The organism is Caulobacter sp. FG121, assembly GCF_057809815.1.
This window is the reverse complement of sequence record NZ_JBMDKR010000003.1, coordinates 53521-76028: the sequence shown is the minus strand read 5'-3', so window position 1 is coordinate 76028 and position 22508 is coordinate 53521. Positions and strand designations below refer to the sequence as shown.

Here is a 22508-nt window from a genome sequence, read left to right as displayed (position 1 = left end):
TGAGAGTTTGGCCCGGCCGAGTCGTGGGGCCCCGGCCGAATTTCATTGCCTGTAGCCTTTATCGCCCAATGTGGCGAGCGTTAGGCGCAGGATCACCGAGTCCGACGGGCCCAGGGTGCGGTTATAGGTTTCCTCGTGCACCCAGACGACCGCGAGGTCGATGCAGTCGTCCCGGTACAGCGCGCCGAATTCCTGGCGGCGCCACACATCGCTCTCGATGTCGCGCACGCCGGCAAAGGTCACGCCCCAGTTGCCGGCCACCATCACCTGGCCGGCGAAGTCGATGTCCTCGCGCTGGACGCCGGTGATGTCCTGGTTGTCGCGGAGATAGCGCACAAAGCCCTGGGCCCGGTCCGACTCGACGTTGACGCCGACCTCGAGCCGCTGGACGTCCCAGTTCTTCGCGTCGAACCGGGCGCGGGTGAAGAAGTTGATGCCTTCGACAGGCGTGCCTTCCGCCGCGACGATCCAGTCGGACGCCTTGGGCTGAAGGCCGCTGCGCAGGGGGAACTGCTTGTCCGGCTCGGCGCGGAAGCTGCGCCCCAGCAGGACGCTCAGGCCGCGCCCGTCGTCGTAGAGCAGGCTGGCCCGGACGCCGGTGTTGATCCGCTGGCCGCCCTCGTAGAGGTCGAATCCGGGGAACTTGTTCGCGCGCAGCAGATTGGTCTCGTCGAACTCGAGAACCGAGCTGTCTTCGTTGGTGACCAGCGGGTTGGGCTTGGTGTCCGGCGACAGCGCCACCTGCAGCAGCGGTTCAAGCACCAGTGTGCGGTCGCCGTCGCGCCGGTAAAGCGGATAGCTGACGTCTACCCCGGCGACGCCGACAGCCCGCGTGATCGTGTCGCTTTGACCAAGATTGGGCGGTGGCAGGTCGCTGACCGCGAACACATCGGTGCGCGCTTCGGCGAAGGGCGACAGCCGCAGGCCGCTGGCGAAGGTGAAGTTGCGGCGCCAGTCGACGCCGGCCGAGGCGCGCTGACTGTCCGTGCCGGGTTGGGTGGCGACGAACTGTGACTGCTCGCGCGTCAGGCCGACAGCGCGGCCTCGAACACGCAGACGGCCTCCAAGCACCGGACCTTCCGGCTCCCAGTAGCCTTCGACCAGCGGTGCGATCGTCGGGAAGGTGCGGTCGTTGTCGCCCGGGCGCAGGCCCTGGATGCTGACGGCGGCGATGCTGAAATAGGACCGCTCGTCCTGACGAACGGCGTAGACCTGCGAGGTCAGCCGCTTGTCGTCGGACGGCACGAGTCCGCGCTGCGCATAGACGTCGCTGATGTCGTACTTGTCGAACAGCAGGTCTTCCGACGATCGTTCCGCCGCGAAACCCCAGCGCCAGTGATCGGCCAGGTCGAACGCCCCGTCGGCCAGTACATAACTGCGCGAGGTCAGGTCGCCGATGCGATCGCCGTCGCTGCTCAGATCGTGTTCGTAGGTGTAGCCGAAGCGGGCGTTGATCTGGCCGTTCTCGAACCGCCGACGCCACTGGAAGTTCACGAACGGGTTCACCTTGGTGTTCAGCTGCGGGCTGATCACGAGGTCCTGGGAGGGCGAGATGATCCAGGCGTAGGGCTGTTCATAGGACAGGCCACGGCGCTCTGACGCGACGATCTTCGGCGGCAGCAGACCCGACTTGCGGTCTGCGCTGGGGTCGGGGTGCCAGAACACCGGTGCGTAGAAGACGGGGATGCCGAACAGCTCGATGACGGCATTCCGGTAGTAGATGATCTGCTTTTCGCGATCCTCGACGACCTTGTCGGCGCGAATCGACCAGGTCGGCGGACGGCTCGGATCGGAGGCGCAGATCTCGCAGGGCGTATAGATCGCCTTGTTGAGTTCGTTGACGGTGTCGCTGCGACGGACAGCCGTGGCGGCGGCGATTTTCACATTGTTCGCCAGCCGGGCGGAGAAGCCCTGGGCGACGCCGGAGCGCAGTTCCTCGTCGAGGATCATCACGTCAGCGAAGCTGACGGCGCCCGAGGGATCGATGATCACGACCTTGTCGCGGGCGGTGATGACACCGCTCTTGATGTCGTAGATCACTTCGCCGGCGCGCAGGGTCCGGCCGCGATAGCGGATTTCGACGCCGCCGCGGGCGGTAACCAGCTGCTGGCCGTCGTCCTGGATGAGCAGGTCCGATTCCAGATAGAATCCACGGTCGCCGAGACCGTCGTCCTCGGCGGCGGCCACCGGCGCTGTGGCGACAGCCTGTGCGGCCGCGGGCGCGACGAAGGCCAGCGCCATCAAGGCGCCGCCGGCCAGCAGGCCGGCGCGTCCGGCATAGCGTCGAGCTTGGCTCATCTGGCCGTCTTTCTCCCGGGTGCGCGAGTCCGCGCGATTCCCCCGTCTTCCGTATAGCAAAGCAGGGTCAGTCCCGATAACAGCGCCAGCAGCGGCGGCGCCCAGGCGGCGGCGAAGGCCGGAAGGATCTCGGCCTTGCCCAGCGCGCCGCAGAACTGGTTGAAAAAGAAGAAGATGAATCCCAGCGCGACGCCCGACGCGGCCAGCGCGGCCAGCCCTCCCAGTCGCATCAGCCGCAGCGAAAACGCCGCCGCGAGCACGGACAGGGCCGCGTAGAGCAGCGGGGTGGCCAGCAACTGGTGCAGCCGCAGGCGGTAGGGCAGAGCGGAGAAGCCGGCCGCCTCGGTCCCGCGGATGGTCGCCGGCAGGCGCCAGAAAGCGATGGCGTCGGGGGTCGTAAAGCGTTCGATGGCCGCCTGCTCATCGAGCGTCGACGGGATGGACAGGGTTTCGGAGCGCACCGAACCCGCGCCCGGCGCGGCCTCCCGCACCCCGCGCAACCGCCAGTATCCCGGCATCAGACGCGCCTCCTCCGCCTCGAGCCGCCTGGAGAACTCCAGCCCGCCGTTCGGGGTGACCCGGTAGATAAACATCGAGACATCCTTGAGGCGGACCGAGCCGTTGATCTCGTCGTGAGCGCGAGCCCGGATGACGACCTGCGAGGTGGCGTCGCCCTGTCGCAGCCAGGTGTCCTTGGCGGCGGAGGTCTGGAACTCGGCGGCGATGGCTGTCCGCGAGCGTTCGAACGACGCGCCGAGCATGGCGGCCAGCGGATTGAGCGCGGACACCGTAACCGCGCCGACCACGAAAGCGGCGGCGGCGGCCGGCAGTATGAACCGCCAGGCCGAAACCCCGGCCGCACGCATGGCGATCAGCTCGCTGCGGCGGTTCAGGCCGACGAACGCGGCGAGGGTGCCGAACAGGAAGGCGAAGGGCAGCAGGGTCAGGATCGTCGACGGCGCCTTGAGCAGCGTCAGCCACAACAGGCGGGGGAAGCCCGCGTCGCCGCGACCGCCCACCGTGCGGGACACTTCAACGAAATCGATCAGCAGGATGACTGCGCCGATGACGGCCAGCGCGCCGGCCACGCCGGCGAGCGTGCGGGTCAGCACATAGCGCTCGAGGCGACCGATTCCCTTCATGCGGCCGCTCCGCGGGCCCGACCGACGACGATCGGCAGCCATTCGCGCCAGCCCTGACGCCGTTCGACGTCACGGAACAGCTGGCTGAACGCCCAGGCGCCGGCCAGGATCGGGATCAGGTACTGCAGAATGTTCAGCCACGGGCTGTCCTCGCAGGCCGACTGCACGGCGAAACCGATAATCCGCACCACCGCCGCCAGCGCGCCGGCGATGGCGATCCGTCGCCCGTACCCCAGGCGGTTGAAGCTGGAGCCCAGCACAGCGGCGAAGGCCATGGCCATGAAGGTGATGCTGTAGAGCGGCGACGCGAGGCGTGAATGGCCTTCGGCGATCAGCTTCTCCCGGTTCTTGCGCTCGTAGGATTTCGACAGGTCCGGGAACAGAAGCTCGTGGAGATAACGGTCCGACGCTTCGTACGTGACGCCATCGCGGGTCTTCAGGAACGGCGTCAGGTCGAGGGCATATTCCTCGAACGACAGGTAGTTCAGTACGCCGGTGCGCGAGAACTCCTGGTTGGATCCGTTGCGCATGACCAGGACCGGCTGGCCTTCGCGATAGGTGATCCGGCCTTCCTTGGCGGTGTAGGTGGTCGCGCCGCCCTTTTCGGTCCGGTGATGGATGAACAGGTTGCGGATCTTGCCGTCGCTCTCGACGGTCTGGCCGTAGACGGTCAGGCGCGGCGCCGGTTCGGTGAACTCGCCTTCGCGCACCAGCGTCGCCGCCAGGTCGGTCTTGGCGGCGTAGAAGATCTCGCGCATCGCCCGATAGGACGCCGGTTGAACCCACAGGTTCACGGCAAGGCCGATCAGGGTCGCCATCACCGCCAGCCGCATGCCCGGCGCCATGACCCGCCAGCGGCTCATGCCCGCGGCGTAGCAGACGACCAGCTCATGCTCGGCATGCAGCCGGTTGAGCGCCACCAGCGCCGCGACGAACACGGCGATCGGCAGGATCAGGTTCAGCAGCTGGGGCATCGCCAGCACGATGACCTTCAGAAACACCCAGGCCGTCTGACGCTGCTCGATGATGATGTCGAGCTGTCCCAGGCTCTGACTCAACAGGCCGACCGCGCCCAGCGCCGCCGCCGCGAGGAGCGTCGGGGTCAGAAGCTGGCGAAACAGATAGCGCTCGATAAGACGCATCGTGGAGGAAGCTGAACCCGTCTGGAGTCTGGGGAAACCCCAATCAGGGGGCCGTCCGTTCTATACGCCCGTCCAAGGCCGATACAACCGCCCAAGCTTTCCTATGGTCGCGGGTTGGACTATGCCCGCCAGACAGATTTGAGGAGTGCTCCATGCGCATCGCTTTCGCCGCCGCTGACCGGACGGTCGCCCCCACGGGCGGCGCCGTCGCCGTGATGGCTTTCGAGGGGGGCAAGCTCTCCGCTGCCGCCGAGGATTTGGACAAGGCCGCGAGTGGCGCGGTCTCGCGCGCCATCGCCGCCGGTCGTTTCACGGGCAAGCCCGGCCAGACGGTCGAACTGGTCGTGCCTGCGGGCCTGGACGTTCAGCGTCTGCTCGTTGTCGGGGCCGGCGCGGACTGGAACGCGGACGCCGCCGAGCGTTTCGCGGCCCAGGCCTTCCAGAGCACCAAGTCCAGCGGCTCTGACACCCTGCACGTTCTGCTGCCGGGCGCGACAGCGGCTGAGGCGGCGCAGGCTGCGCTGGGCGCGACCCTTGCGGCCTACCGCTTCGATCGCTACCGCACGACCGAGAAACCTGAGGCCAAGCCCTCGGTCCAGACTGTTGTCATCCACGCCGACGATCCCGCGGCGGCCGAGGCCGCCTATGCGCCGCTCAAGGCGCTGGGGGAGGCGATCTACTTCTCGCGCGATCTGGTGTCCGAGCCGCCGAACGTCCTGTACCCGGCCGAGTTCGCCAAACGCGTCAAGGCGCTGGAGTCGCTGGGTCTCGAGGTCGAGATCCTCGACGAGGAAGCGATGATGAAGCTGGGCATGGGCAGCCTGCTCGGCGTTGGCCAGGGCAGCGTTCGCGACAGCCAGCTGGCCGTGATCCAGTGGAAGGGCGGCGGCGACAGCCAGCCGATCGCCTTTGTCGGCAAGGGCGTTTGTTTCGACACGGGCGGCATCAGCCTGAAGCCGGCCGACGGCATGGAAGACATGAAGTGGGACATGGGCGGCGCGGCCGCCGTGGCCGGCGTCATGCACGCGCTGGCCGGCCGCAAGGCGAAGGTCAACGCCGTCGGCATCCTCGGCCTGGTCGAGAACATGCCCGACGGCAATGCCCAGCGCCCGGGCGACGTGGTCACCTCGATGTCGGGCCAGACCATCGAGATCATCAACACTGACGCCGAAGGCCGCCTCGTTCTGGCCGACGCGCTCTGGTACTGCCAGGACCGTTTCAAGCCGAAGTTCATGGTTGATCTTGCCACGCTGACCGGCGCGATCATCATCTCTCTGGGTAACGATCTGGGCGGTTTGTTCAGCAATAACGATGAGTTGTCAGACAATCTTCTGGCCGCCTCGAAGGCCGAGGCCGAGCCGCTTTGGCGGATGCCGATGCCCGATCAGTACAACAAGCAGATCGAGAGCATGATCGCCGACCTCAAGAACACCGGAAACGGCCGGGCGGGCGGATCAATCACGGCGGCGCTGTTCCTGCAGAAGTTCGTCAACGGGCTGCCCTGGGCGCACCTCGACATCGCCTCGACCGCCTGGAAGAAGCCCTCGACGGTTCCGACCATTCCGGACGGCGCCACCGGCTTCGGCGTGCGGCTGCTGAACCGGATGGTGGCGGACAAGTACGAGGTCTAGGGTTCGGGCATGGCCGAGTCCTGCGAAGTCTGGTTTTACCACCTTGAGCGCTCGTCGCTCGATCAGGTGCTGCCCGACCTGCTGGACAAGACGCTGAAGAAGGGGTGGCGGGCCGTTGTCCGCACCCCGGGACAGGAACGGCTCGACCATCTCGACAACTGGCTGTGGAGCTTTCGCGACGAGAGCTTCCTGCCGCACGGCCTGGCCGGCGAGCCCTTCGCCGAGCACCAGCCTGTGCTGCTGACCACCGGTATGGAAACGCCCAATACCGCCCAGGCGTTGTTCCTGGTCGACGGCGCCGAGCCGGGCGACCTGTCATCGCACGAACGCTGCATCGTCCTGTTTGACGGCCGCGACGAGGCGGCGTTGGCCCAGGCGCGGCAACGCTGGAAGGCCTTCAAGGCCGAAGGTCGTCCGATCAGCTACTGGCGGCAGGGCGACCAACGGGGTTGGGAGAAAATCGCGTGAAGCAACTGACCTTGTTCGTGTTTTTCAGCCTGGCCGCCTGTGCGGCCGCGCCATCGCCGCCACCCGCGCCACCTGCAAGCATCGCCGACGCCCCGACAATTCCGCTACCGCCGCCCGCCCGGCCGGATGCCTGCGGCGCCCGGGATCTGCAATGGCTCGTCGGCCAGCCCCGCAGCCGCATTCCGGTGCCCACCGATCCGTCAAAGCGACGGGTCGCCTGTACCACCTGCCCGGTGACGATGGATTACCGTCCGGACCGACTGAATATCTTCTTCGATTCCGAGACCGGGGTGATCAAGGAAGTTAAGTGCGGTTGATCCCGGTCAAGGTGTCCGGTGCGGAAGCGTCCAGAGTCGGTTGATCGTCCGTTCGGAGTTCACCGTGTCCAGATCCACAGTTGCCCTGAGCCTGGCGCTCCTGCTCGCGTCGGCGACATCCGTTCCGGCGATGGCCGCCGATCCCGATCCGGCCACACTGGCCTATGGCCGACGCGTCGCGGACCATGCCTGTGGCGGATGCCATGCGGCCGGAGAGGGCGCGAGCCCGCTGGCCGACGCGCCGCCGTTTCGCACCCTGCACAGGCGTTACCCCGCCGGAGGCCTGGCCCAGCTGCTGGACGAGGGCATGCTGCCGTCGCAGGCGATTCAGGAAGAGGGCTCGCGCCCGACTCATCCCCGGATGCCCGTCGCGACGCTCGATCCTGACGAAGTCTCGGCGCTGACGGCCTATCTGCGGAGCCTGGAGCCAAAGCGCTAACGCGCGGGGGCTCTCTTATCCTTCCGCCGCCGCCAGCTGTTCGGCGATGGCCATCCATTCGGACTCGGCCTTGTCCACCGCGGCCTGGGCCTTGATGCGCTTCTGACCGAGATCCGCCGCCTGTCCGGGGTTCTTCACGTAGAGCGCCGGATCCGCCAGCACGACGTCGATCTCTTCCAGCGCTTTGGTCGTGCGTGTGACCACGGCCTCGGCGGCCTCCAGCTTGCGCTTCAGGGGTCCGGCCTGGGCGGCTGACGGGCGAGGCGGAGGCGGCGGTGCGGCCTTCACCGGCTCGGGTTCCGTTGCTTTCACCTGGGTTGGGGCGCGGGCGGCGACGCGAGCCTTGTCGATGACGAACTTCGCGTAGTCGTCCATGTCGCCGTTGAACGGCTTGATCGTGCCATCCGCCGCCAGCCACAGCCGGTCGGCAACCAGCTCCATCAGCGAGCGGTCGTGGGTGATCAGGATCACCGCGCCCTCATAGTCGTTCAGCGCATCCAGCAACGAGCGGCGACTGTCGATGTCGAGGTGGTTGGTCGGCTCATCGAGGATCAGCATGTGCGGCGCATCCATCGCCACCATGTTCAGCAGCAGCCGCGCCCGCTCGCCGCCCGACAGGTTAGCGACGGTGGTTTCCTGTTTCTCGAAGCCCAGGCCGAACTGCGCCAACCGAGACCGGCGGGAGGACTCCGACGCGTCCGGCATGGCCCGTCGGATGATCTCCAAAGGGGTGTCCTCCGGATCCATCGCCTCGATCTGGTGCTGGTGGAACCAGCCGACCTTCATCTTGCGGTCCCGATGGAATTCGCCGCTCTGCACGCCCAGCGCGCCGGCGATCAGCTTGGCGAAGGTCGACTTGCCAGCCCCGTTGACGCCCAGCAGACCGATGCGGTCATCCAGGTCCATGCGCAGGTTGAGATTGCGCAGGATCGGCTTGCTGTCCTCGTATCCGACATTGGCCTTCTCCAGCCGGATCAGCGGCGGCGCCAGCGGGCGGGGCGGCGAGGGCAGGGTGAAGGGCGCGACGCGCTCCTCGATGGTCGTGGCCACCGGCTCCATCTTGGCCAGCCGTTTCATCCGCGACTGCGCCTGCGCCGCCTTGGAGGCCTTGGCCTTGAAGCGGTCCACGAAGGCCTGCAGGTGGGCGCGCTCGGCGTCCTGCTTGGCCTTGGCCGACAGCTGCAGGCGCGATTTCTCCGCGCGGCGCTTTTCGAAGTCGTCGTAGCCGCCGGTGTAGATTTCCAGCTTGGCCGCCGCGAGATGCAGGATGTGGGTGCAGCTGTTGTTCAGCAGTTCGCGGTCGTGGCTGATGATCAGCGCCGTGTTGGGATACTTCTTCAGCCGGGCCTCAAGCCAAAGGGCGCCTTCGAGGTCGAGGTAGTTCGTCGGTTCGTCGAGCAGCAGCAGGTCAGGCTCGCTGAACAGGGCGGCGGCAAGCGCCACGCGCATGCGCCAGCCACCGGAGAACTCGGCCATCGGCCTTTGCAGATCTTCGACGGTGAAGCCCAGACCGGCGAGAATTTCCGCAGCGCGCGAAGGCGCAGAGTCGGCATCGATCTCGATCAGCCGGGTCCAGATGTCGCCCATCTCTTCGGGATCGGCCGTCTCCAGCCGGGTCAGCAGTTCGTGCCGCTCGTCGTCGGCCTCGAGGATGGTGTCGATCAGCGAGACCGGCGTCGCGGGATGCTCCTGCGCCACCTGGCCGATACGGGTGTTCTTCGGCAGGCTGATCTCGTCGCCGCCGGCCTGCAGCTCGCCCATGATCAGCTTGAACAGGGTCGACTTGCCGACGCCATTGCGACCGACGAGGCCCACCTTGGAGCCGGGCGGCAGGGAAACGCCCGCCTTGTCGAAGAAGCGTCGCCCCCAGGCGTTAAAGGTGAGGTCGTTGATCTGAAGCATGGTGGGGGGCCTAAAGCCCTTTTCGAGAAGTGTTGGCGGATCGGGGGCCCGCCGCTATAAGCCCGCGACCTCCCAAACACCACCTCATGTGTAAGGCTCTGAACTAGCCATGACTGAACGCACTTTCTCGATCATCAAGCCCGACGCCACGCGCCGGAACCTCACGGGCGCCGTCAACGCCGTCATCGAAGGCGCGGGTCTGCGCATCGTGGCGCAGAAGCGCATCAAGCTGACGGAAGCCCAGGCTAAGAAATTCTATGAAGTCCACGCCGCCCGCCCGTTCTACGGCGAACTGGTCGGCCAGATGACCGCCGAGCCGGTCGTCGTCCAGGTGCTGGAAGGCGACAACGCCGTGGCCCGCTATCGCGAAGTCATGGGCGCCACCAACCCGGAACAGGCCGCCGAAGGCACGATCCGCAAGCTGTTCGCCCTGTCGATCGGCGAGAATTCGGTGCATGGCTCCGACAGCCTCGAGAACGCGGGCATCGAAATCGCCCAGTTCTTCACGGACGCCGACATCGTCGGCTAGGGCCATCAGGCTTTTTTGCATGACACGGCGCGGCCGGATCGGTGACGATCCGGCCGTTGTCGTATCCGGAGCGAGGGCATGAAGGACTATGGTCGTCGAGATGTGGCCCTGGCCGCCGCCCTGTCGGGCGTTGCGGGCTATGTCGACGCGATCGGCTTCCTCAAGCTCGGCGGCTTCTTCGTCTCCTTCATGAGCGGCAACTCGACCCGGCTGGGCGTTGGACTGGCGACCGGCCACGTCCAGGCGGCGGTGACGGTCCTGTCCATTGTCGCGCTGTTCGTTACCGGCGTCGTGCTCGGCGCCCTTCTGGCTCGTCGGGTGGGCGAGGATCGTCGTTCCGCGGTGCTGGTGCTGGAAGCCGGCCTCCTGACCGCGAGCGCCGGGTTATTCATGGTTGGGTATGGCGCGGCTGGCGTCGCCGCGATGGTGCTGGCCATGGGCGCGGAAAACGCGGTGTTCCAGCGCAACGGCGATGTCGGCGTCGGCCTGACCTACATGACGGGCGCGCTGGTCAAGGCTGGCCAACGGATCGCGGCCGCGCTTACGGGCGGCGACCGCTGGGCCTGGGGGCCGTACCTGCTGCTCTGGGCCGGACTGACGGCGGGCGGAGCGATCGGCGCGGCGGCCTACCTGCTGGTGGGGACCCTGGCGCTCTGGGGCGCTGCGGCGGTGGTCGCGGGTCTGGCGATCATACGGCTGGTCGAAGAGCGCGCTTAATCAGGCGTTCAGCCGTGGCGACCTAGAGACGCCCGAAGGCAGGGGTCGCGATGAACATCCAGATGACATGGGCGCGGCGCGCGTTGCCGGGCCTGATACTGGCGGCGCTGCTGGCGGGATGCTCAGGCGGTGGCGCGCCGTCGGCCCCGGCTTTCGGTGACGGTCTGGCCGCGACGAAGCTCGATCCGGTGATCGACGCCTGGATCGCGGGTGACTCCGCGGCTCTGACGGTGGCGTTACAGACGGTCAGGGCCGACAGCCTCGCCGCGCGATCGGCGCCCGACTGGGAGACAGCCTGCACTGAACCGGCCATGGCCGCCCGGGCGGCCAATCTGACCGCCATCCTGGCCGAGGGGCTCAACGAGCCAACCGTGCTGGCCATGCCGGATCTGGCGCGGATGGACTTTCTGGATGTGCTCGGACAAGGCAAGGCCTGGGGCCGCCATGACATCCAGATGCCGATCGAGCCGGACTGCGCCGCGGTCGACCGGACTGCCCAGAAGCACGTGGCCGCCGAGTGGCGGCTGCTGCTGGCCGAGATGCCAACTCGACACGCCGTCTGGTATACCGAGCTCAAGGCGAAATACGGGACCGAGTACGGCTCGCGGCTTGTGCTGGCGGCCGACCTGCTGCGCCGCAACGGCGTTCCCAGCACCGTCTATGGCGACGACTGACGGGCCTGCTGAACGCGGGGACGCGATCCCTGCCAGCTCCGAGACAGACCCCCCTCCCGTCATCCTCGCGACAAGCCCGAGGATGACGGATCTATCGAGAGGAGGTCAGACCAGGTCCGGATAGCTCTCGCGGGCTTCGTCGTCCGTGATCGCCTGCGTTCCACGCGGGGTCTCCTCCCACCAGCTCTGGCAGGCGTCGCAGCGGTAAAGCACGGCCCCGCCGGCGTTGGCGCCGAGACGGTTGGGGAGGCGGCCGTCGACCAGCCACTTGCGGCGGCAGATCTCGCAGCCGCGCAGGCGGCCCATCAGCGTGGCACGCAACCTTGCGCGGCCGGATTCGCTGATCCGGGGCGGGCGAAGACGGCCACTTCCTGCTTCGCGATCTGGTCGAACACTTCGAACCTCGGCCGAACGGGGCCAATGGCCCCACTGCCGAGCAGCGTCGGCCCGTCATGGATTTCCAAAGTCGCCCCACTGGCCGACAAGCCATCGAGCGCCGGCTGGTATCCTATGCGACCCGGTCGCGGCTGCGACGTACTGAAGGCGATCGTCTCGATATAGGCGGGTGTCCGCGCGATCACGCCGTAGGATTCGCGGACGTCCACCAACGACTTGCCGCCGGCCTGCAGAAGCCATCGTCCCTTCTGATCCGCCCGCGCATACGCCTCGCCTGGATCGCCCCAGATATAATTCGGCATTGCCGCGGCGATCTTGGCGTCTTTCAGTTCCAGGACCCCGCCTCGCATCCGGTAGGATCGGCTGAGGATCAGGGAAGGATGACGGATCGTCTTGGGACCGATCAGGGCGCGACCGGCTGCAGTTGGCGTCCAGCTGTCAAAGGGTCGGGTCGTCTTGACGGAGATGAAACCGCCGCCGAACCGCATGGTGTCGCCCGCGACGTCCCAGCTGTTGCCCGGCAGCAGACGGAGAGAGGCAATCTCGAAGACATAGGGCGTGCCGCTCACTTTGACCGACTTGGAGCAGGTGTAGACCGGCCCGGTGGCCTGCGCGAAAGCCGGCCCTGATGCCGTTATGGCAAGTACGCCAAGGCCCGCGAGAATTGTTCGTTTGAATTCCACCTGACTACGTCCCCTGTCGAGCAACGCTAGCGACCATGGCGGGCGAACGTCAACCGTCGGACCGGGTCCGGGTCCCGACCAACCGCGCCAACGCCGCCGGATAGAGCCGGTGCTCGGCGGCCAAGACACGTGCGGCCAGAATCGCCGGCGTGTCGTCGGCCAACACCGGGACGCGCGCCTGGTCGAGAATCGGGCCCTCATCGACTCCAGCTGTAACGAGATGCACCGAGCAGCCGGCCTCGGCGTCGCCGGCGTCCAGTGCGCGCTGGTGCGTGTTGAGGCCGGGGTATTTCGGCAGCAGGGACGGATGGATGTTCAGCATGCGGCCGGCCCAGGCCTCGGCCAGGAAGGGCGTCAGCACCCGCATGTAGCCGGCGAGGGCGACGTATTGCGCACCGGCCTCCCGGAGCGCCGCGTCGATCAGCCGTTCATGCGCTTCGCGGTCCTTCCCATGCGGCCGGTGGTCGATCGCCAGGGTTGGCACGCCCAGCGCCGCGGCCTTCGCGAGGCCCCCGGCGTCGGGGTTGTTCGAAAGGACCAGCACCACCTCATAGGGGCAGTCGGCGGCGCGCGAGGCCTCGATCAGCGCGACCATGTTCGACCCGTCGCCCGAGATCAGGATGGCGACAGGGGTTTTTGAGGGAAGCGGGTCAGTCATTGCGTGGTTCGCGACGCGGACCTGAGGGTCCGCTCCTCACCATGGCGAAGACCATTGAAGGCCGACCCACTGCATCATCCTGAGGAGCGAGCCTCAAGCGACCCCGGACTTGATCCGGGGCTTGGAGGACGCACATGCGCGTCAGCCCTTCGCCAGCTCGCCGCACACGAAGGCGTCCTCGCCGGCGTCCAGCAGGTCGGCCAGCACGCCGGGAGCCTCGTCGCGTGCGACGATCAGCAGGAAGCCGACGCCGCAGTTGAACGTGCGGCGCATCTCGTGCTCGGCGATGCCGCCGATTTGCTGCAGCCACTGGAAGGTCGGGCTGAGGCTCCAGGCGTTCCAGTCGAAGCGCGGGATCAGTCCGTCCGCGATGGCGCGGGGCGGGTTCTCGATCAGGCCGCCGCCGGTGATGTGGGCCACGCCCTTGATCCGGCCGGCCTTGATCAGGGGCAGGGTCGATTTCACGTAGATGCGCGTCGGCGTCATCAGGCTTTCGGCCAGCGTGCCGGCGCCGAACGGGCTCTTCGCGTCCCAGGCCAGGCCCGAGCGCTCGACGACTTTGCGCACCATCGAATAGCCGTTGGAGTGCGGGCCGCTGGAGGCCAGGCCGATGAGCACATCGCCTGCGCGCTGGTCGTCGAGGCGCGGCAGCACGCCGTCGCGGTTGACCGCGCCGACGGTGAAGCCGGCCAGATCATACTCCCCGTCGCCGTACATGCCCGGCATCTCGGCCGTCTCGCCGCCGACCAGCGCGCAGCCGGCCAGCTTGCAGCCCTCGGCGATGCCGGCGACCACACGGGTCGCGGTGGCTACGTCCAGCTTTCCCGTGGCGAAGTAGTCGAGGAACAGCAGCGGCTCGGCGCCCTGGGCCAACAGGTCGTTGACGCACATGGCCACCAGGTCGATGCCGACCGTGTCGTGCAGGCCCGTCTCGATGGCGATCTTCAGCTTGGTGCCGACGCCGTCGGTGGTCGAAACCAGCAGAGGATCAACGTAGCCGGCGGCCTTGAGGTCGAACAGCGCGCCGAAGCCGCCCAGTCCGCCCTGCATGCCCGGGCGCGCGGTGGCCTTCGCCAGGGGCTTGATGGCTTCGACGAGCGCATTGCCGGCGTCGATATCAACGCCCGCCTGGGCATAGGTAAGGCCGTTGGGCCGATCGGTCATGGGGTGCTCGGGGAGGCTTCGCGGCAACGATTGAGAACGAAAATAAGGCGCAACGACCTGATCTCTTGCAGACTCGGCCCTAGGCGGCGCTATAGCTACCCGATGCAGCCTATTACGACCACCGCCCAGCTGGCGGATTTCTGCAAGTCTCTCCAAGGACAGCCGTTCATCGCCGTGGACACCGAGTTCATGCGCGAAACGACGTACTGGCCGAAGTTGTGTCTGATCCAGGTGGCGGCGCCGAACGGCGCCGAGGCCTGCATCGATCCGCTTGCCGACGGACTTGATCTCAGCCCCCTGCTCGACATTCTCCGCGACGAGACGGTCGACAAGGTCTTCCATGCCGCCCGCCAGGACGTTGAAATCTTCAACAACCTGGGCGCCATGCCCCGGCCGTTGTTCGACACCCAGATCGCCGGCATGGCGGCGGGCTTCGGCGAGCAGATCGCCTACGACGCCTTGGTGCGCCAGATGCTGAAGATCGACCTCGACAAGTCGAGTCGCTTCACCGACTGGGCCCGGCGTCCGCTGAGCGACAACCAGCTGACCTACGCCATCGCCGATGTGACCCATCTGGCCGAGCTCTATCCGAAGCTGCGCGCGCGGCTTGAGAAGGACGGACGCCTTGCCTGGGTCGAGGAGGAGATGGCGGCCCTGACGGACCCGGCGCTCTACGATGTAGAGCCGGAGAACGCCTGGAAGCGCCTCAAGCCGCGCAAGCATGTCCCGAAATATCTTGCCGTGTTCAAGGCGGTCGCCGCCTGGCGCGAGCGCACGGCGCAGCAGCGCGACCAGCCGCGCGGACGCATCCTCAAGGACGACGCGATCGACGAACTGGCCGCCCAGGCGCCGACCGACGCGGCGGCCATGGACCGGCTGCGCGGGGTCCCCAAGGGCTTCTCGGGGAGCAAGTTTGGCCCCGATCTGCTCGAGGCCATCCGCGAGGCGCTCAAGGATCCCGACGGCTACGCCCCCAAGATCGACCGCGAGCGCGGCCCGCAGAACGCCGCCGCCGGCGCGGTCGTGGAGCTTCTGAAGGTGCTGCTCAAGGCCCGGGCCGAGGACGCCGGCGTGGCGTCAAAGCTGCTGGCCACGGTTTCGGACCTGGAAAAGATCGCCAACGACGACAACGCCGACGTCGGCGCCCTTCAGGGCTGGCGGCTGGAGGCGTTCGGCACCGACGCCCTCAAGCTGAAGCGCGGCGAACTGGCTCTGGTGCTGGACGGCACGCGGGTGCGGGTCGTCGAGGTTCGCCGGGCCCCGAAGACGGCGGCCGGCTGACCTCCGTCAGGAACCGACCGCCGGCAGGTACTGGGCGAAATAGAACGCCATCAGCACCAGGGTCAGCACCGGCATCAGGCGCTGGACCCAGCGATTGCTGATGAACAGCGCCGCCAGCAGGATGGCGAACATCGGCGCGGCGGCCGTCAGGTTCGAGGCCGAGAAGGCCTCGCTCATCAGGGTGGCGTTCAGCCACGCGCCGAGCGCCATGTAGGCCAGCAGGGCGCCGAGATAGCGCCGCCGGTTGGCCATGTGGAACGCCCACAGATCGATCTCGCCGTCGCCGTCCATGTCCGGCGTGGCGAAGATGGCGCTGTAGAACAGCACGCCGCAGGCCAGCAGGGTCGCGCCGACATCGGCCGCGCTCCAGCGGGCGTGATCGTGCAACTGCCAGAGGCTGGCCCAGATATCGATGTGCGAGAACAGCAATACGACGAGCCAGAGGAGATAGGTCGGCGACCATCTGACCCGTTTGCCGTGCTTCATCAGCTGCGCGTGAGTCTCGAGGATCCGCGCAAGACCCAGCGAGATGACCACCGACAGCAGGATCATCACGTATTCGAAGATCGTCATGCGCCGTTTCCCCCGAGCACGAGCCGACAGGCTGGCATGCCGATCAGCGGTCGTGAAGGGGCGTTTCCCAACCGGCGCGGCTGGCGTTATGTGTTCGGCCGCAAGTGACAGGAATTCCGATGTCCCAGCCCGTTCGCACCACCGCCCTGATCTACGACTTCGACGGCACCCTGGCCCGCGGCAACATGCAGGAGACCAGCTTCATCCCGTCGCTGGGCATGACGCCGAAACAGTTCTGGTACGATACCGTCCGGCCGCGGACGATCGCCGCCGATGGCGACGATATCCTGATGTACATGCAGCTGATGCTGCAGACGGCGAGGGACCAGGGCACGACCGTCACCCGCCAGATGCTGCGCGATCACGGCAAGGACGTGCCGCTGTTCGAGGGCATCAAGGACGGCAGCTGGTTCGACCGGATCAACGCCTTCGGCGCCAACTACGGCCTGACGATCCACCACTTCATCCTCTCCAGCGGGCTGCAGGAGATGATCGAGGGCTGCCCGATTCACGACCGGTTCGAGCACGTGTTCGCCTCTCACTACGTGTTCGACGAGGATGAGGTGGCCATCTGGCCGGCGGTGGGCATCAACTACACGACCAAGACCCAGTACCTGTTCCGCATCAACAAGGGCGTGCACAACAACTGGGAGCATGAGCGGATCAATCGCTACATGCCCGACGAGGACCGGCCTGTGCCGTTCGAGCGGATGATCTTCATCGGCGACGGCGACACCGACGTGCCGACCATGAAGATGATGCACACCAAGGGCGGCCACTCGATCGCCGCCTACGACCCCCGCACCGAACCGCGCGACCAGGACAAGCTGCACCGGCTGATCGCCGACGACCGCGTCAACTTCGTCGCCGCCGCCGACTATCGCGAAGGCACGGCCATGGACCTGATCGTCAAAGGCATCCTCGGCCGTATCGCGGTGCGCGAACGGACGATGCCGGCGGGGTAGGGCGCCGCGGCGACATTTACCGCAGGTACGCGCCACCTGTTACCGCCGGTGTTTCAGACCTTGCGGCGCGGATCGTCGGTCAGCGTTGCGCGCACGCGGCCTTGACGATGGCGTCTGCCTCCCCGCCGACCTTGGCCTTTCTGAAGATCGGGTCGACCGGCGTTGGACCGCTGGTACGGCCGGAAAGGCCACGTCCGGAATAGAAGGTGATCTCGCGCTGGCGGTACTCGTGGCCGGCGCAACGAACGGTGTATGTGCTTAGTGTTGAAAGATAGGCCAAGTTTCGTGATGGCGGGGCCGTGTACTCATGCCGCACACGGATGGTGCGCACGCCCTGTGTTGAGGCCGGTGAGGCAGGTTCAACGAAGACCTCGTTACCGGAGGGGTGGGTGAAGACACGGGTCCACCCGGACCTTGCCGGAGTCGCGACGGGGCGTGTCGGCGATGTCTCGGTGGGCCTGGCCGAAGGGTACGAAAAGGCTCCGCAAGCGGCTACGACGACAGCGTCGTCCACTTTGCCCGCCATGGCCGTTGCCCACGGCGCGACACCAGCCAACCGACGGACCTCACCGGCCATGTCTGGTTTGGTGTAGTAGGCCGTCCAGGTGGCTCGGTACTGACGCGTAGCACAGCGCACTACGTATCGTGATACTGAAGAGCCCACCGGAATGCCCAGGTAGCTCTCGCCGGTTTTGTATTCATTTTGAACGAGCAGACTCTTTTCGACCGGCGTCCAGGAGAGCTGAACCGGAACGGTCGCACGGACGACCAAGCCCTCACTTGTTGTTCCGATGTTGAAGTAGCTACCCCAAGGCACGACTGTGCCAGATCCGCGATCCACGCAGGCAATGCGCATGTAGACCTCGGGATTTGTCCCGGCCTGGACCGGCCGTCGCGGCTGTGCGGTCCCGCGCCGGACCTCGCCGGTGCGGTTGGGGCCTGCGTAGTAGGAAATCTCCAACTGGCGGTACTCGCGGGTGGCGCAATTGAAGTCGTAGGTTTCGCTTCCGGATCGCGCCTGGATGCCGGCGACGGCCTTTGGGCGGGCGAATTCGACCCGCACCGTCAGGGACCGTTCCTGCGCGGTCGAGGCAGAGGGCGGCGTTACGTAAATCCGGTTTCCGTCCGGCTCGATGGCGAACAAGGTCCAGGCGGCCTGGGCCACCGCCGCGCCGGCGGCCAGCAAGGCTAGGGCCGCCGCGACGGCAACAGATGCACGCATGATGGACAACCCCCGTCCCTGAACCGAACTATAGCCCGGCCCTAGCGATTGTCACCGGAGCATGCAGGCCGATTTGGTTGCCGCGCCGGTTAGTGTCGGGGTCCCACGCCTTCGGTAGATTTTCCGGTTACCGCCCACGATACGTCAGGGCCTGGCCAATGCAGAAGGCCAGCACCTCCCTCAGCGGCGCCTCGCCCAGCGATAGCAGGATCGCGCGGTTGCCTTCGAAGTGAAGGGTGTCGCTGTAGAGGTCGCGAAAGCCCGGCACGAGGGTCGTCTGGCAGTGGAAGTAGAGGGCATAGCGGTCCAACGAGCCCTTCAGGGCATCGATCCTCACTGTCGTCCCGACCTTCGTGCCGATGGGCCGATACGCCGGTTGGCCCCATTTCAAGGTCTCGCTGAGCGGCGTTGTCGCCGTTTCGAAGACGAGGTCGCGCAGGTCCAGGAGGGCGGCGCGCAGAGGGAGCGGGTGGCCAGCAAAGGCAGCCTCGATGGCGAGATTCGCGAAAGGCGGCCCCGTCACCCCCGCCGGACGTCCAGCTTCACGCCCAGAAGGCTCGCCAGTTGCGTCGCGCGGCGGGCGGTCTGTTCACCCAGCAGCATGTCGGACCAGCCTTCGGCGGCGGTGAGGACCAGCTTGCCGTCCGCCAGTCCGAGCCTCGACTGCGCCAGCAGCACCGAACTGCGTCCCGAGAGATCGCAGCCGAGCCGGATCGCCGCGCCAAGCGCCCGTGCCCGTCGCCGCTGCGGCTCGCTGAGCAGGCGGGACAGGGTCGCGCCCTCGGGAACGGACGAGGCGGAGGTGTGACGGGCGAAGGCCGCCACGGCGAGGAAGGCGCGCTCCGTATGGCTCTGGCCGGCGACGGGCGCCCGCAACACCTGCTCGAAGACCAGATCCGCGCGATGATCGGGATGCAGTCGGGCGCCGAGATCGGCCAGCCGGCAGGCCGCCGCGCGCAGCACGCCGTCACGGGAGCCGAACGCCGCCGGCAGGGCTTCGAACACCGGGCCCAGCCAGGCCTCCAGCGTCGGTCCCAGTGTTTCATCGATACCCTGCTGGCCGGTCAGAGCCGCGCAGCCTTCGATCAAGGGATCCAGCCGTCGGGTTTCCGGGGGCATGGCCTCCAGCAGCAGGCCTTCGCGCAGGCCGTAGGCCGAGATGGCGATGCGCTCGATGCCCAGCTGATCGATCAGCGCCTCGAGCACCATGGCCGCGTGAGGCAGGGTCTCGAGGCGCTTCTTTGACACTCCCTCGATCGCTTCCAGCGAAGCGCGCGACTGGCGGCTGATGAAGCGGGCGGCGTCCAGCGCATCGGCGCGGCTCATCTCGTACTGGTGAACGATCTGCAGCGGGTAGCCGCTCATCCGCATATGCAGCAGGGCCAGGTTGCGCCATGCGCCGCCAACGGCCTGGAAGCTCGTCGTCCGGAAGCGTGGCGCGTGCGGCGCGAGACGACCCGCGATCTCGTCGCGCAATTTGTCCGGGCGCACACCGGCCAGGGCGAAAGGGCCCAGCGCCAGGGTCGCGCCTTCGACGGGGCCGTCGCCGGTCAGTCGGACCAGCTCAAGGCTGGCGCCGCCGAGGTCGCCCACCACGCCATCGCCTTCAGGCGATCCGGCAAGCACCCCGAGCGCGGCATAACGCGCTTCTTCCTGACCGCTCAGCACCCGCAGGGTCAGGCCGGTCTCGGCCTGCACCCGTCCGACAAAATCCGCCCCATCAAGGGCTTCGCGCACGGCCGCGGTCGCGGCGGTGAAGATATCGTCCGGCCTCGCCGCGTCGAGCACCGCCCGGAACCGTCGCAGCGCTGACAGGGCCGCGTCGACGCCGCCGGGCGACAGCCTGCCGCTCGTCCCGAGGTCCCGGCCGAGGCCGGCCAGCACCTTCTCGTTATAGACCGTCCAGATCGCGCGCCCGTCGAGCCGGTACAACACCAGACGCACGGAGTTGGAGCCGACGTCGATGACGGCGGCGTCGCGCACGCTTCGGGTGCGGCTTTCCAGAGTCGACGTGCTAGCGCCGAGGGCCGACATGATCGAAGGCTTGAGGCAGGTCGCGCACCTTGTGTCCCCGGCCTGACAGGCTGGGATTGGTCATGAAGTATTCGTGGGCCGAGAAGGCGCCCGGGCGGTCCCATGCGGGATCCCGGTGATAGCCGCCCTGGCTGTCCAGCGTCCAGCTCTGCGCCTCGTCGTTGAGGTTGGCGACCATGATCTGCTGCAGCACCTGCTGGTGGACCGTCGGGTTATCGATCGGCGTGAGGGCTTCGACCCGGCGGTCAAGGTTGCGCGGCATCCAGTCGGCCGAACTGATGAACACCTTCGAGCGGTTGCTCGGCATCGGCTTGCCGTTGGCGAAGGCGACGATCCGGCTGTGCTCCAGGTAGCGGCCGACGATGCTCTTGACCCGGATGTTGTCCGAAAGGCCCGGCACGCCCGGCCGCAGACAGCAGATGCCGCGCACCACCAGCTCTATGCGCACGCCGATCTGACTGGCGCGGTAGAGTGCGTCGATAATCTCGGGATCAACGAGGGCGTTCAGCTTGACCCAGATGCCGGACGGCTTGCCGGCCAGGGCGTTCTCGGCCTCGGTCGCGATCAGGCCCATCAGGTCGGTCTTCAGCGTCTCGGGGCTGTAGCTCAGCTTCTCCAGCCGCTGCGGCTGGGCATATCCGGTGATGTAGTTGAACAGCCGCGCAGAGTCGCGACCCAGCGCCGGGTCGGTCGTGAACAGCGAAAGGTCCGTATAGATCCGGGCCGTGGTCGGGTGATAGTTGCCGGTGCCGAAGTGGCAGTAGGTGCGGAGGGTCTCGCCTTCGCGCCGGACGACCAGGCTGAGCTTGGCGTGGGTCTTGTACTCCACGAAGCCGAACACGACGTGCACGCCCGCCCGCTCCAGGTCCTTGGCCCAGCGCAGGTTGTTCTCCTCGTCGAAGCGCGCCTTGATCTCGACCAGGGCGGTGACGTTCTTGCCGTTCTCGGCCGCCTCGATCAGGGCGGCGACGATCGGGCTGTCCTGGCTGGTGCGGTACAGGGTCTGCTTGATCGCAAGCACATGCGGGTCGCGCGCCGCCTGGCGCAGGAACTGGACCACCACATCGAAGCTCTCGAACGGGTGGTGGACCAGGATGTCCTTTTCGCGGATGGCGGCGAAACAGTCGCCGTCGTGGTCGCGGATCCGCTCGGGGAATCGCGGCACGAACGGCTTGAATTTCAGCTCCGTCCGGCCATCGGGGATCAGCTGGTTCATCTGGGCCAGGCCCAGCTTGCCGTCGATCAGCACCACGTCTTCGGGGTCGCAGTGCAGGCTGTCGAGGATGAAGGCGCGCAGGTCCGGCGGCATGGCCGTCTGCACCTTGACCCGCACAACAGAGCCCATGCGCCGGCGCTTCAACTGCGCCTCGAACTCGCGGACCAGGTCTTCGGCCTCTTCCTCGATTTCCACGTCGCTGTCGCGGATCAGCCGGAACAGACCGCGGCCCTCGACCTCGCATCCGGGGAACAGATGGCCGATGAACAGGACCAGCAGGCTTTCCAGCGCGATGAAGCGCTGCTCGCCCTTGCGCGCGCGCCCGGACTCCGACGGCAACGGCCAGAAGCGCCGCACGGACGAGGGCACAGGCACCAGGGCGTAGAGTTCCTTGCCGTCCGGCCGGCGCAGCTTCAGCGCCAGGGCGAATCCGAGATTGGGCAGGAAGGGGAAGGGGTGGGCCGGATCGATCGCCAGCGGCGTCAGCACCGGGAAGATGTGGTTGAGGAAGATATGCTCGGCCCGCTCGCGGTCGGCCTCGACCACATCGCGTGCTTCCAGCAGCTTGATGCCTTCGCCCTGCATGGCCGTGCGCAGCTCGCGCCAGATGCGCTGCTGATCTGTCATCAGCTCGGCGGCCGAGGCGTTGACCTTGACCAGCTGTTCGGATGGGGTGAGCCCGTCCTGGCTGACCACCCGCACACCCTCACGCACCTGACCCTTCAGGCCGGCGACGCGGACCATGTAGAATTCGTCGAGGTTGTTGGCGCTGATCGACAGGAACCGCAGCCGTTCCAGCAGCGGATGACGCGGGTTCTCCGCCTCTTCCAGCACCCGGCGATTGAACGCCAGCCAGCTGAGCTCGCGGTTGAAGAAGCGATCGGGCGAGGCCAGCAGGGCCTCGTCGATCCGCGGCTGGCGCGGCGCGTCCGGAACGGCCGAAGGATCGGTGATGGCGGCGTCGGTCATGGGGCCTCTGCGTCGAGCGGGTTGTCGCTTGGCGCGGGGCGTGTCGCAAGGGGGCATGACAGGGGTGTTACACGCAGGGTGTTACGGT

The 22508-nt window shown here is 67.1% G+C and carries 22 protein-coding genes; 9 read left to right on the top strand and 13 right to left on the bottom strand.

Annotated features, from left to right (window positions below):
* Positions 1–42: 42 nt before the first annotated feature.
* The 3 genes from ACODSL_RS09155 to lptF are packed head-to-tail and all read right to left on the bottom strand — an operon-like array spanning position 43 to position 4582.
* Complete coding sequence (locus ACODSL_RS09155) at positions 43–2298, bottom strand: LPS-assembly protein LptD (RefSeq protein WP_488900373.1); 2256 nt, start codon at positions 2296–2298, stop codon at positions 43–45.
* A complete protein-coding gene (gene lptG / locus ACODSL_RS09150; RefSeq protein ID WP_488900372.1) occupies positions 2295–3440 on the bottom strand; it encodes an LPS export ABC transporter permease LptG in 1146 nt (381 codons plus the stop codon). The genes ACODSL_RS09155 and lptG overlap by 4 nt, the downstream gene beginning before the upstream one ends.
* Positions 3437–4582 (bottom strand): LPS export ABC transporter permease LptF, encoded by a 1146-nt coding sequence (lptF, locus tag ACODSL_RS09145; RefSeq protein ID WP_488900371.1) that lies wholly within the window; start codon positions 4580–4582, stop codon positions 3437–3439. Before lptF ends, lptG begins: the two co-directional genes overlap by 4 nt.
* A 152-nt stretch (positions 4583–4734) precedes the next feature.
* On the opposite strand from lptF, the gene ACODSL_RS09140 reads away from it, so the two are divergent.
* The 4 genes from ACODSL_RS09140 to ACODSL_RS09125 all read left to right on the top strand — a co-directional run bounded on the left by ACODSL_RS09140 (position 4735) and on the right by ACODSL_RS09125 (position 7437).
* A complete protein-coding gene (locus ACODSL_RS09140) occupies positions 4735–6213 on the top strand; it encodes a leucyl aminopeptidase (RefSeq protein ID WP_488900370.1) in 1479 nt (492 codons plus the stop codon).
* A 9-nt stretch (positions 6214–6222) separates the two neighbouring features.
* On the top strand, positions 6223–6681 hold the full coding sequence (locus ACODSL_RS09135; RefSeq protein ID WP_488900369.1) for a DNA polymerase III subunit chi: 459 nt from the start codon (positions 6223–6225) through the stop codon (positions 6679–6681).
* Positions 6678–6998, top strand: a complete 321-nt coding sequence (locus ACODSL_RS09130; RefSeq protein ID WP_488900368.1) for an I78 family peptidase inhibitor — start codon at positions 6678–6680, stop codon at positions 6996–6998. Before ACODSL_RS09135 ends, ACODSL_RS09130 begins: the two co-directional genes overlap by 4 nt.
* A 64-nt stretch (positions 6999–7062) precedes the next feature.
* Entirely contained in the window at positions 7063–7437 is a 375-nt protein-coding gene (locus ACODSL_RS09125; protein WP_488900367.1) for a c-type cytochrome, read from the top strand.
* Positions 7438–7452: 15 nt separating this feature from the next.
* On the opposite strand, the gene ACODSL_RS09120 is transcribed toward ACODSL_RS09125, so the two are convergent.
* Complete coding sequence (locus ACODSL_RS09120; protein ID WP_488900366.1) at positions 7453–9339, bottom strand: ABC-F family ATP-binding cassette domain-containing protein; 1887 nt, start codon at positions 9337–9339, stop codon at positions 7453–7455.
* Between the two features lie 109 nt (positions 9340–9448).
* Here ACODSL_RS09120 and ndk point away from each other — a divergent pair, with 109 nt between their 5' ends.
* The 3 genes from ndk (at position 9449) to ACODSL_RS09105 (ending at position 11259) form a co-directional block, all read left to right on the top strand.
* A complete protein-coding gene (gene ndk, locus ACODSL_RS09115) occupies positions 9449–9868 on the top strand; it encodes a nucleoside-diphosphate kinase (RefSeq protein ID WP_488900365.1) in 420 nt (139 codons plus the stop codon).
* A 78-nt stretch (positions 9869–9946) separates the two neighbouring features.
* Positions 9947–10585 carry a YoaK family protein gene (locus ACODSL_RS09110; RefSeq protein WP_488900364.1) on the top strand — a complete coding sequence of 213 codons (639 nt, stop codon included), beginning with the start codon at positions 9947–9949 and terminating at the stop codon, positions 10583–10585.
* 50 nt (positions 10586–10635) lie between these two features.
* Entirely contained in the window at positions 10636–11259 is a 624-nt protein-coding gene (locus ACODSL_RS09105) for a hypothetical protein (protein ID WP_488900363.1), read from the top strand.
* Between the two features lie 105 nt (positions 11260–11364).
* Here ACODSL_RS09105 and ACODSL_RS09100 read toward each other — a convergent pair whose 3' ends face one another.
* From ACODSL_RS09100 to purM, 4 genes are all read right to left on the bottom strand, one after another.
* Positions 11365–11565, bottom strand: a complete 201-nt coding sequence (locus ACODSL_RS09100) for a hypothetical protein (RefSeq protein WP_488900362.1) — start codon at positions 11563–11565, stop codon at positions 11365–11367.
* Positions 11565–12338: a hypothetical protein gene (locus ACODSL_RS09095; RefSeq protein WP_488900361.1), complete on the bottom strand. Its 774-nt coding sequence runs from the start codon at positions 12336–12338 to the stop codon at positions 11565–11567. Before ACODSL_RS09095 ends, ACODSL_RS09100 begins: the two co-directional genes overlap by 1 nt.
* Positions 12339–12387: 49 nt before the next feature.
* Positions 12388–12996: a phosphoribosylglycinamide formyltransferase gene (purN, locus tag ACODSL_RS09090; protein WP_488900360.1), complete on the bottom strand. Its 609-nt coding sequence runs from the start codon at positions 12994–12996 to the stop codon at positions 12388–12390.
* Between the two features lie 141 nt (positions 12997–13137).
* The gene (gene purM / locus ACODSL_RS09085; RefSeq protein WP_488900359.1) at positions 13138–14160 is read right to left on the bottom strand and encodes a phosphoribosylformylglycinamidine cyclo-ligase; all 1023 of its coding nucleotides are present in this window, start codon (positions 14158–14160) and stop codon (positions 13138–13140) included.
* Positions 14161–14262: 102 nt separating this feature from the next.
* On the opposite strand from purM, the gene rnd reads away from it, so the two are divergent.
* Entirely contained in the window at positions 14263–15441 is a 1179-nt protein-coding gene (rnd, locus tag ACODSL_RS09080; protein WP_488900358.1) for a ribonuclease D, read from the top strand.
* A 6-nt stretch (positions 15442–15447) separates the two neighbouring features.
* On the opposite strand, the gene ACODSL_RS09075 is transcribed toward rnd, so the two are convergent.
* The gene (locus ACODSL_RS09075; protein ID WP_488900357.1) at positions 15448–16014 is read right to left on the bottom strand and encodes a hypothetical protein; all 567 of its coding nucleotides are present in this window, start codon (positions 16012–16014) and stop codon (positions 15448–15450) included.
* A gap of 119 nt (positions 16015–16133) precedes the next feature.
* Here ACODSL_RS09075 and ACODSL_RS09070 point away from each other — a divergent pair, with 119 nt between their 5' ends.
* Positions 16134–16979 (top strand): HAD family hydrolase, encoded by an 846-nt coding sequence (locus ACODSL_RS09070; RefSeq protein WP_488900356.1) that lies wholly within the window; start codon positions 16134–16136, stop codon positions 16977–16979.
* Between the two features lie 79 nt (positions 16980–17058).
* On the opposite strand, the gene ACODSL_RS09065 is transcribed toward ACODSL_RS09070, so the two are convergent.
* The 4 genes from ACODSL_RS09065 to ACODSL_RS09050 form a co-directional block, all read right to left on the bottom strand.
* On the bottom strand, positions 17059–18201 hold the full coding sequence (locus tag ACODSL_RS09065; protein WP_488900817.1) for a surface-adhesin E family protein: 1143 nt from the start codon (positions 18199–18201) through the stop codon (positions 17059–17061).
* A 127-nt stretch (positions 18202–18328) separates the two neighbouring features.
* Complete coding sequence (locus ACODSL_RS09060; protein ID WP_488900355.1) at positions 18329–18724, bottom strand: DUF1801 domain-containing protein; 396 nt, start codon at positions 18722–18724, stop codon at positions 18329–18331.
* The gene (locus ACODSL_RS09055) at positions 18721–20184 is read right to left on the bottom strand and encodes a Ppx/GppA phosphatase family protein (protein ID WP_488900354.1); all 1464 of its coding nucleotides are present in this window, start codon (positions 20182–20184) and stop codon (positions 18721–18723) included. The genes ACODSL_RS09060 and ACODSL_RS09055 overlap by 4 nt, the downstream gene beginning before the upstream one ends.
* Before the next feature lie 31 nt (positions 20185–20215).
* On the bottom strand, positions 20216–22420 hold the full coding sequence (locus ACODSL_RS09050) for an RNA degradosome polyphosphate kinase (protein WP_488900353.1): 2205 nt from the start codon (positions 22418–22420) through the stop codon (positions 20216–20218).
* Between the last annotated feature and the right edge of the window lie 88 nt (positions 22421–22508).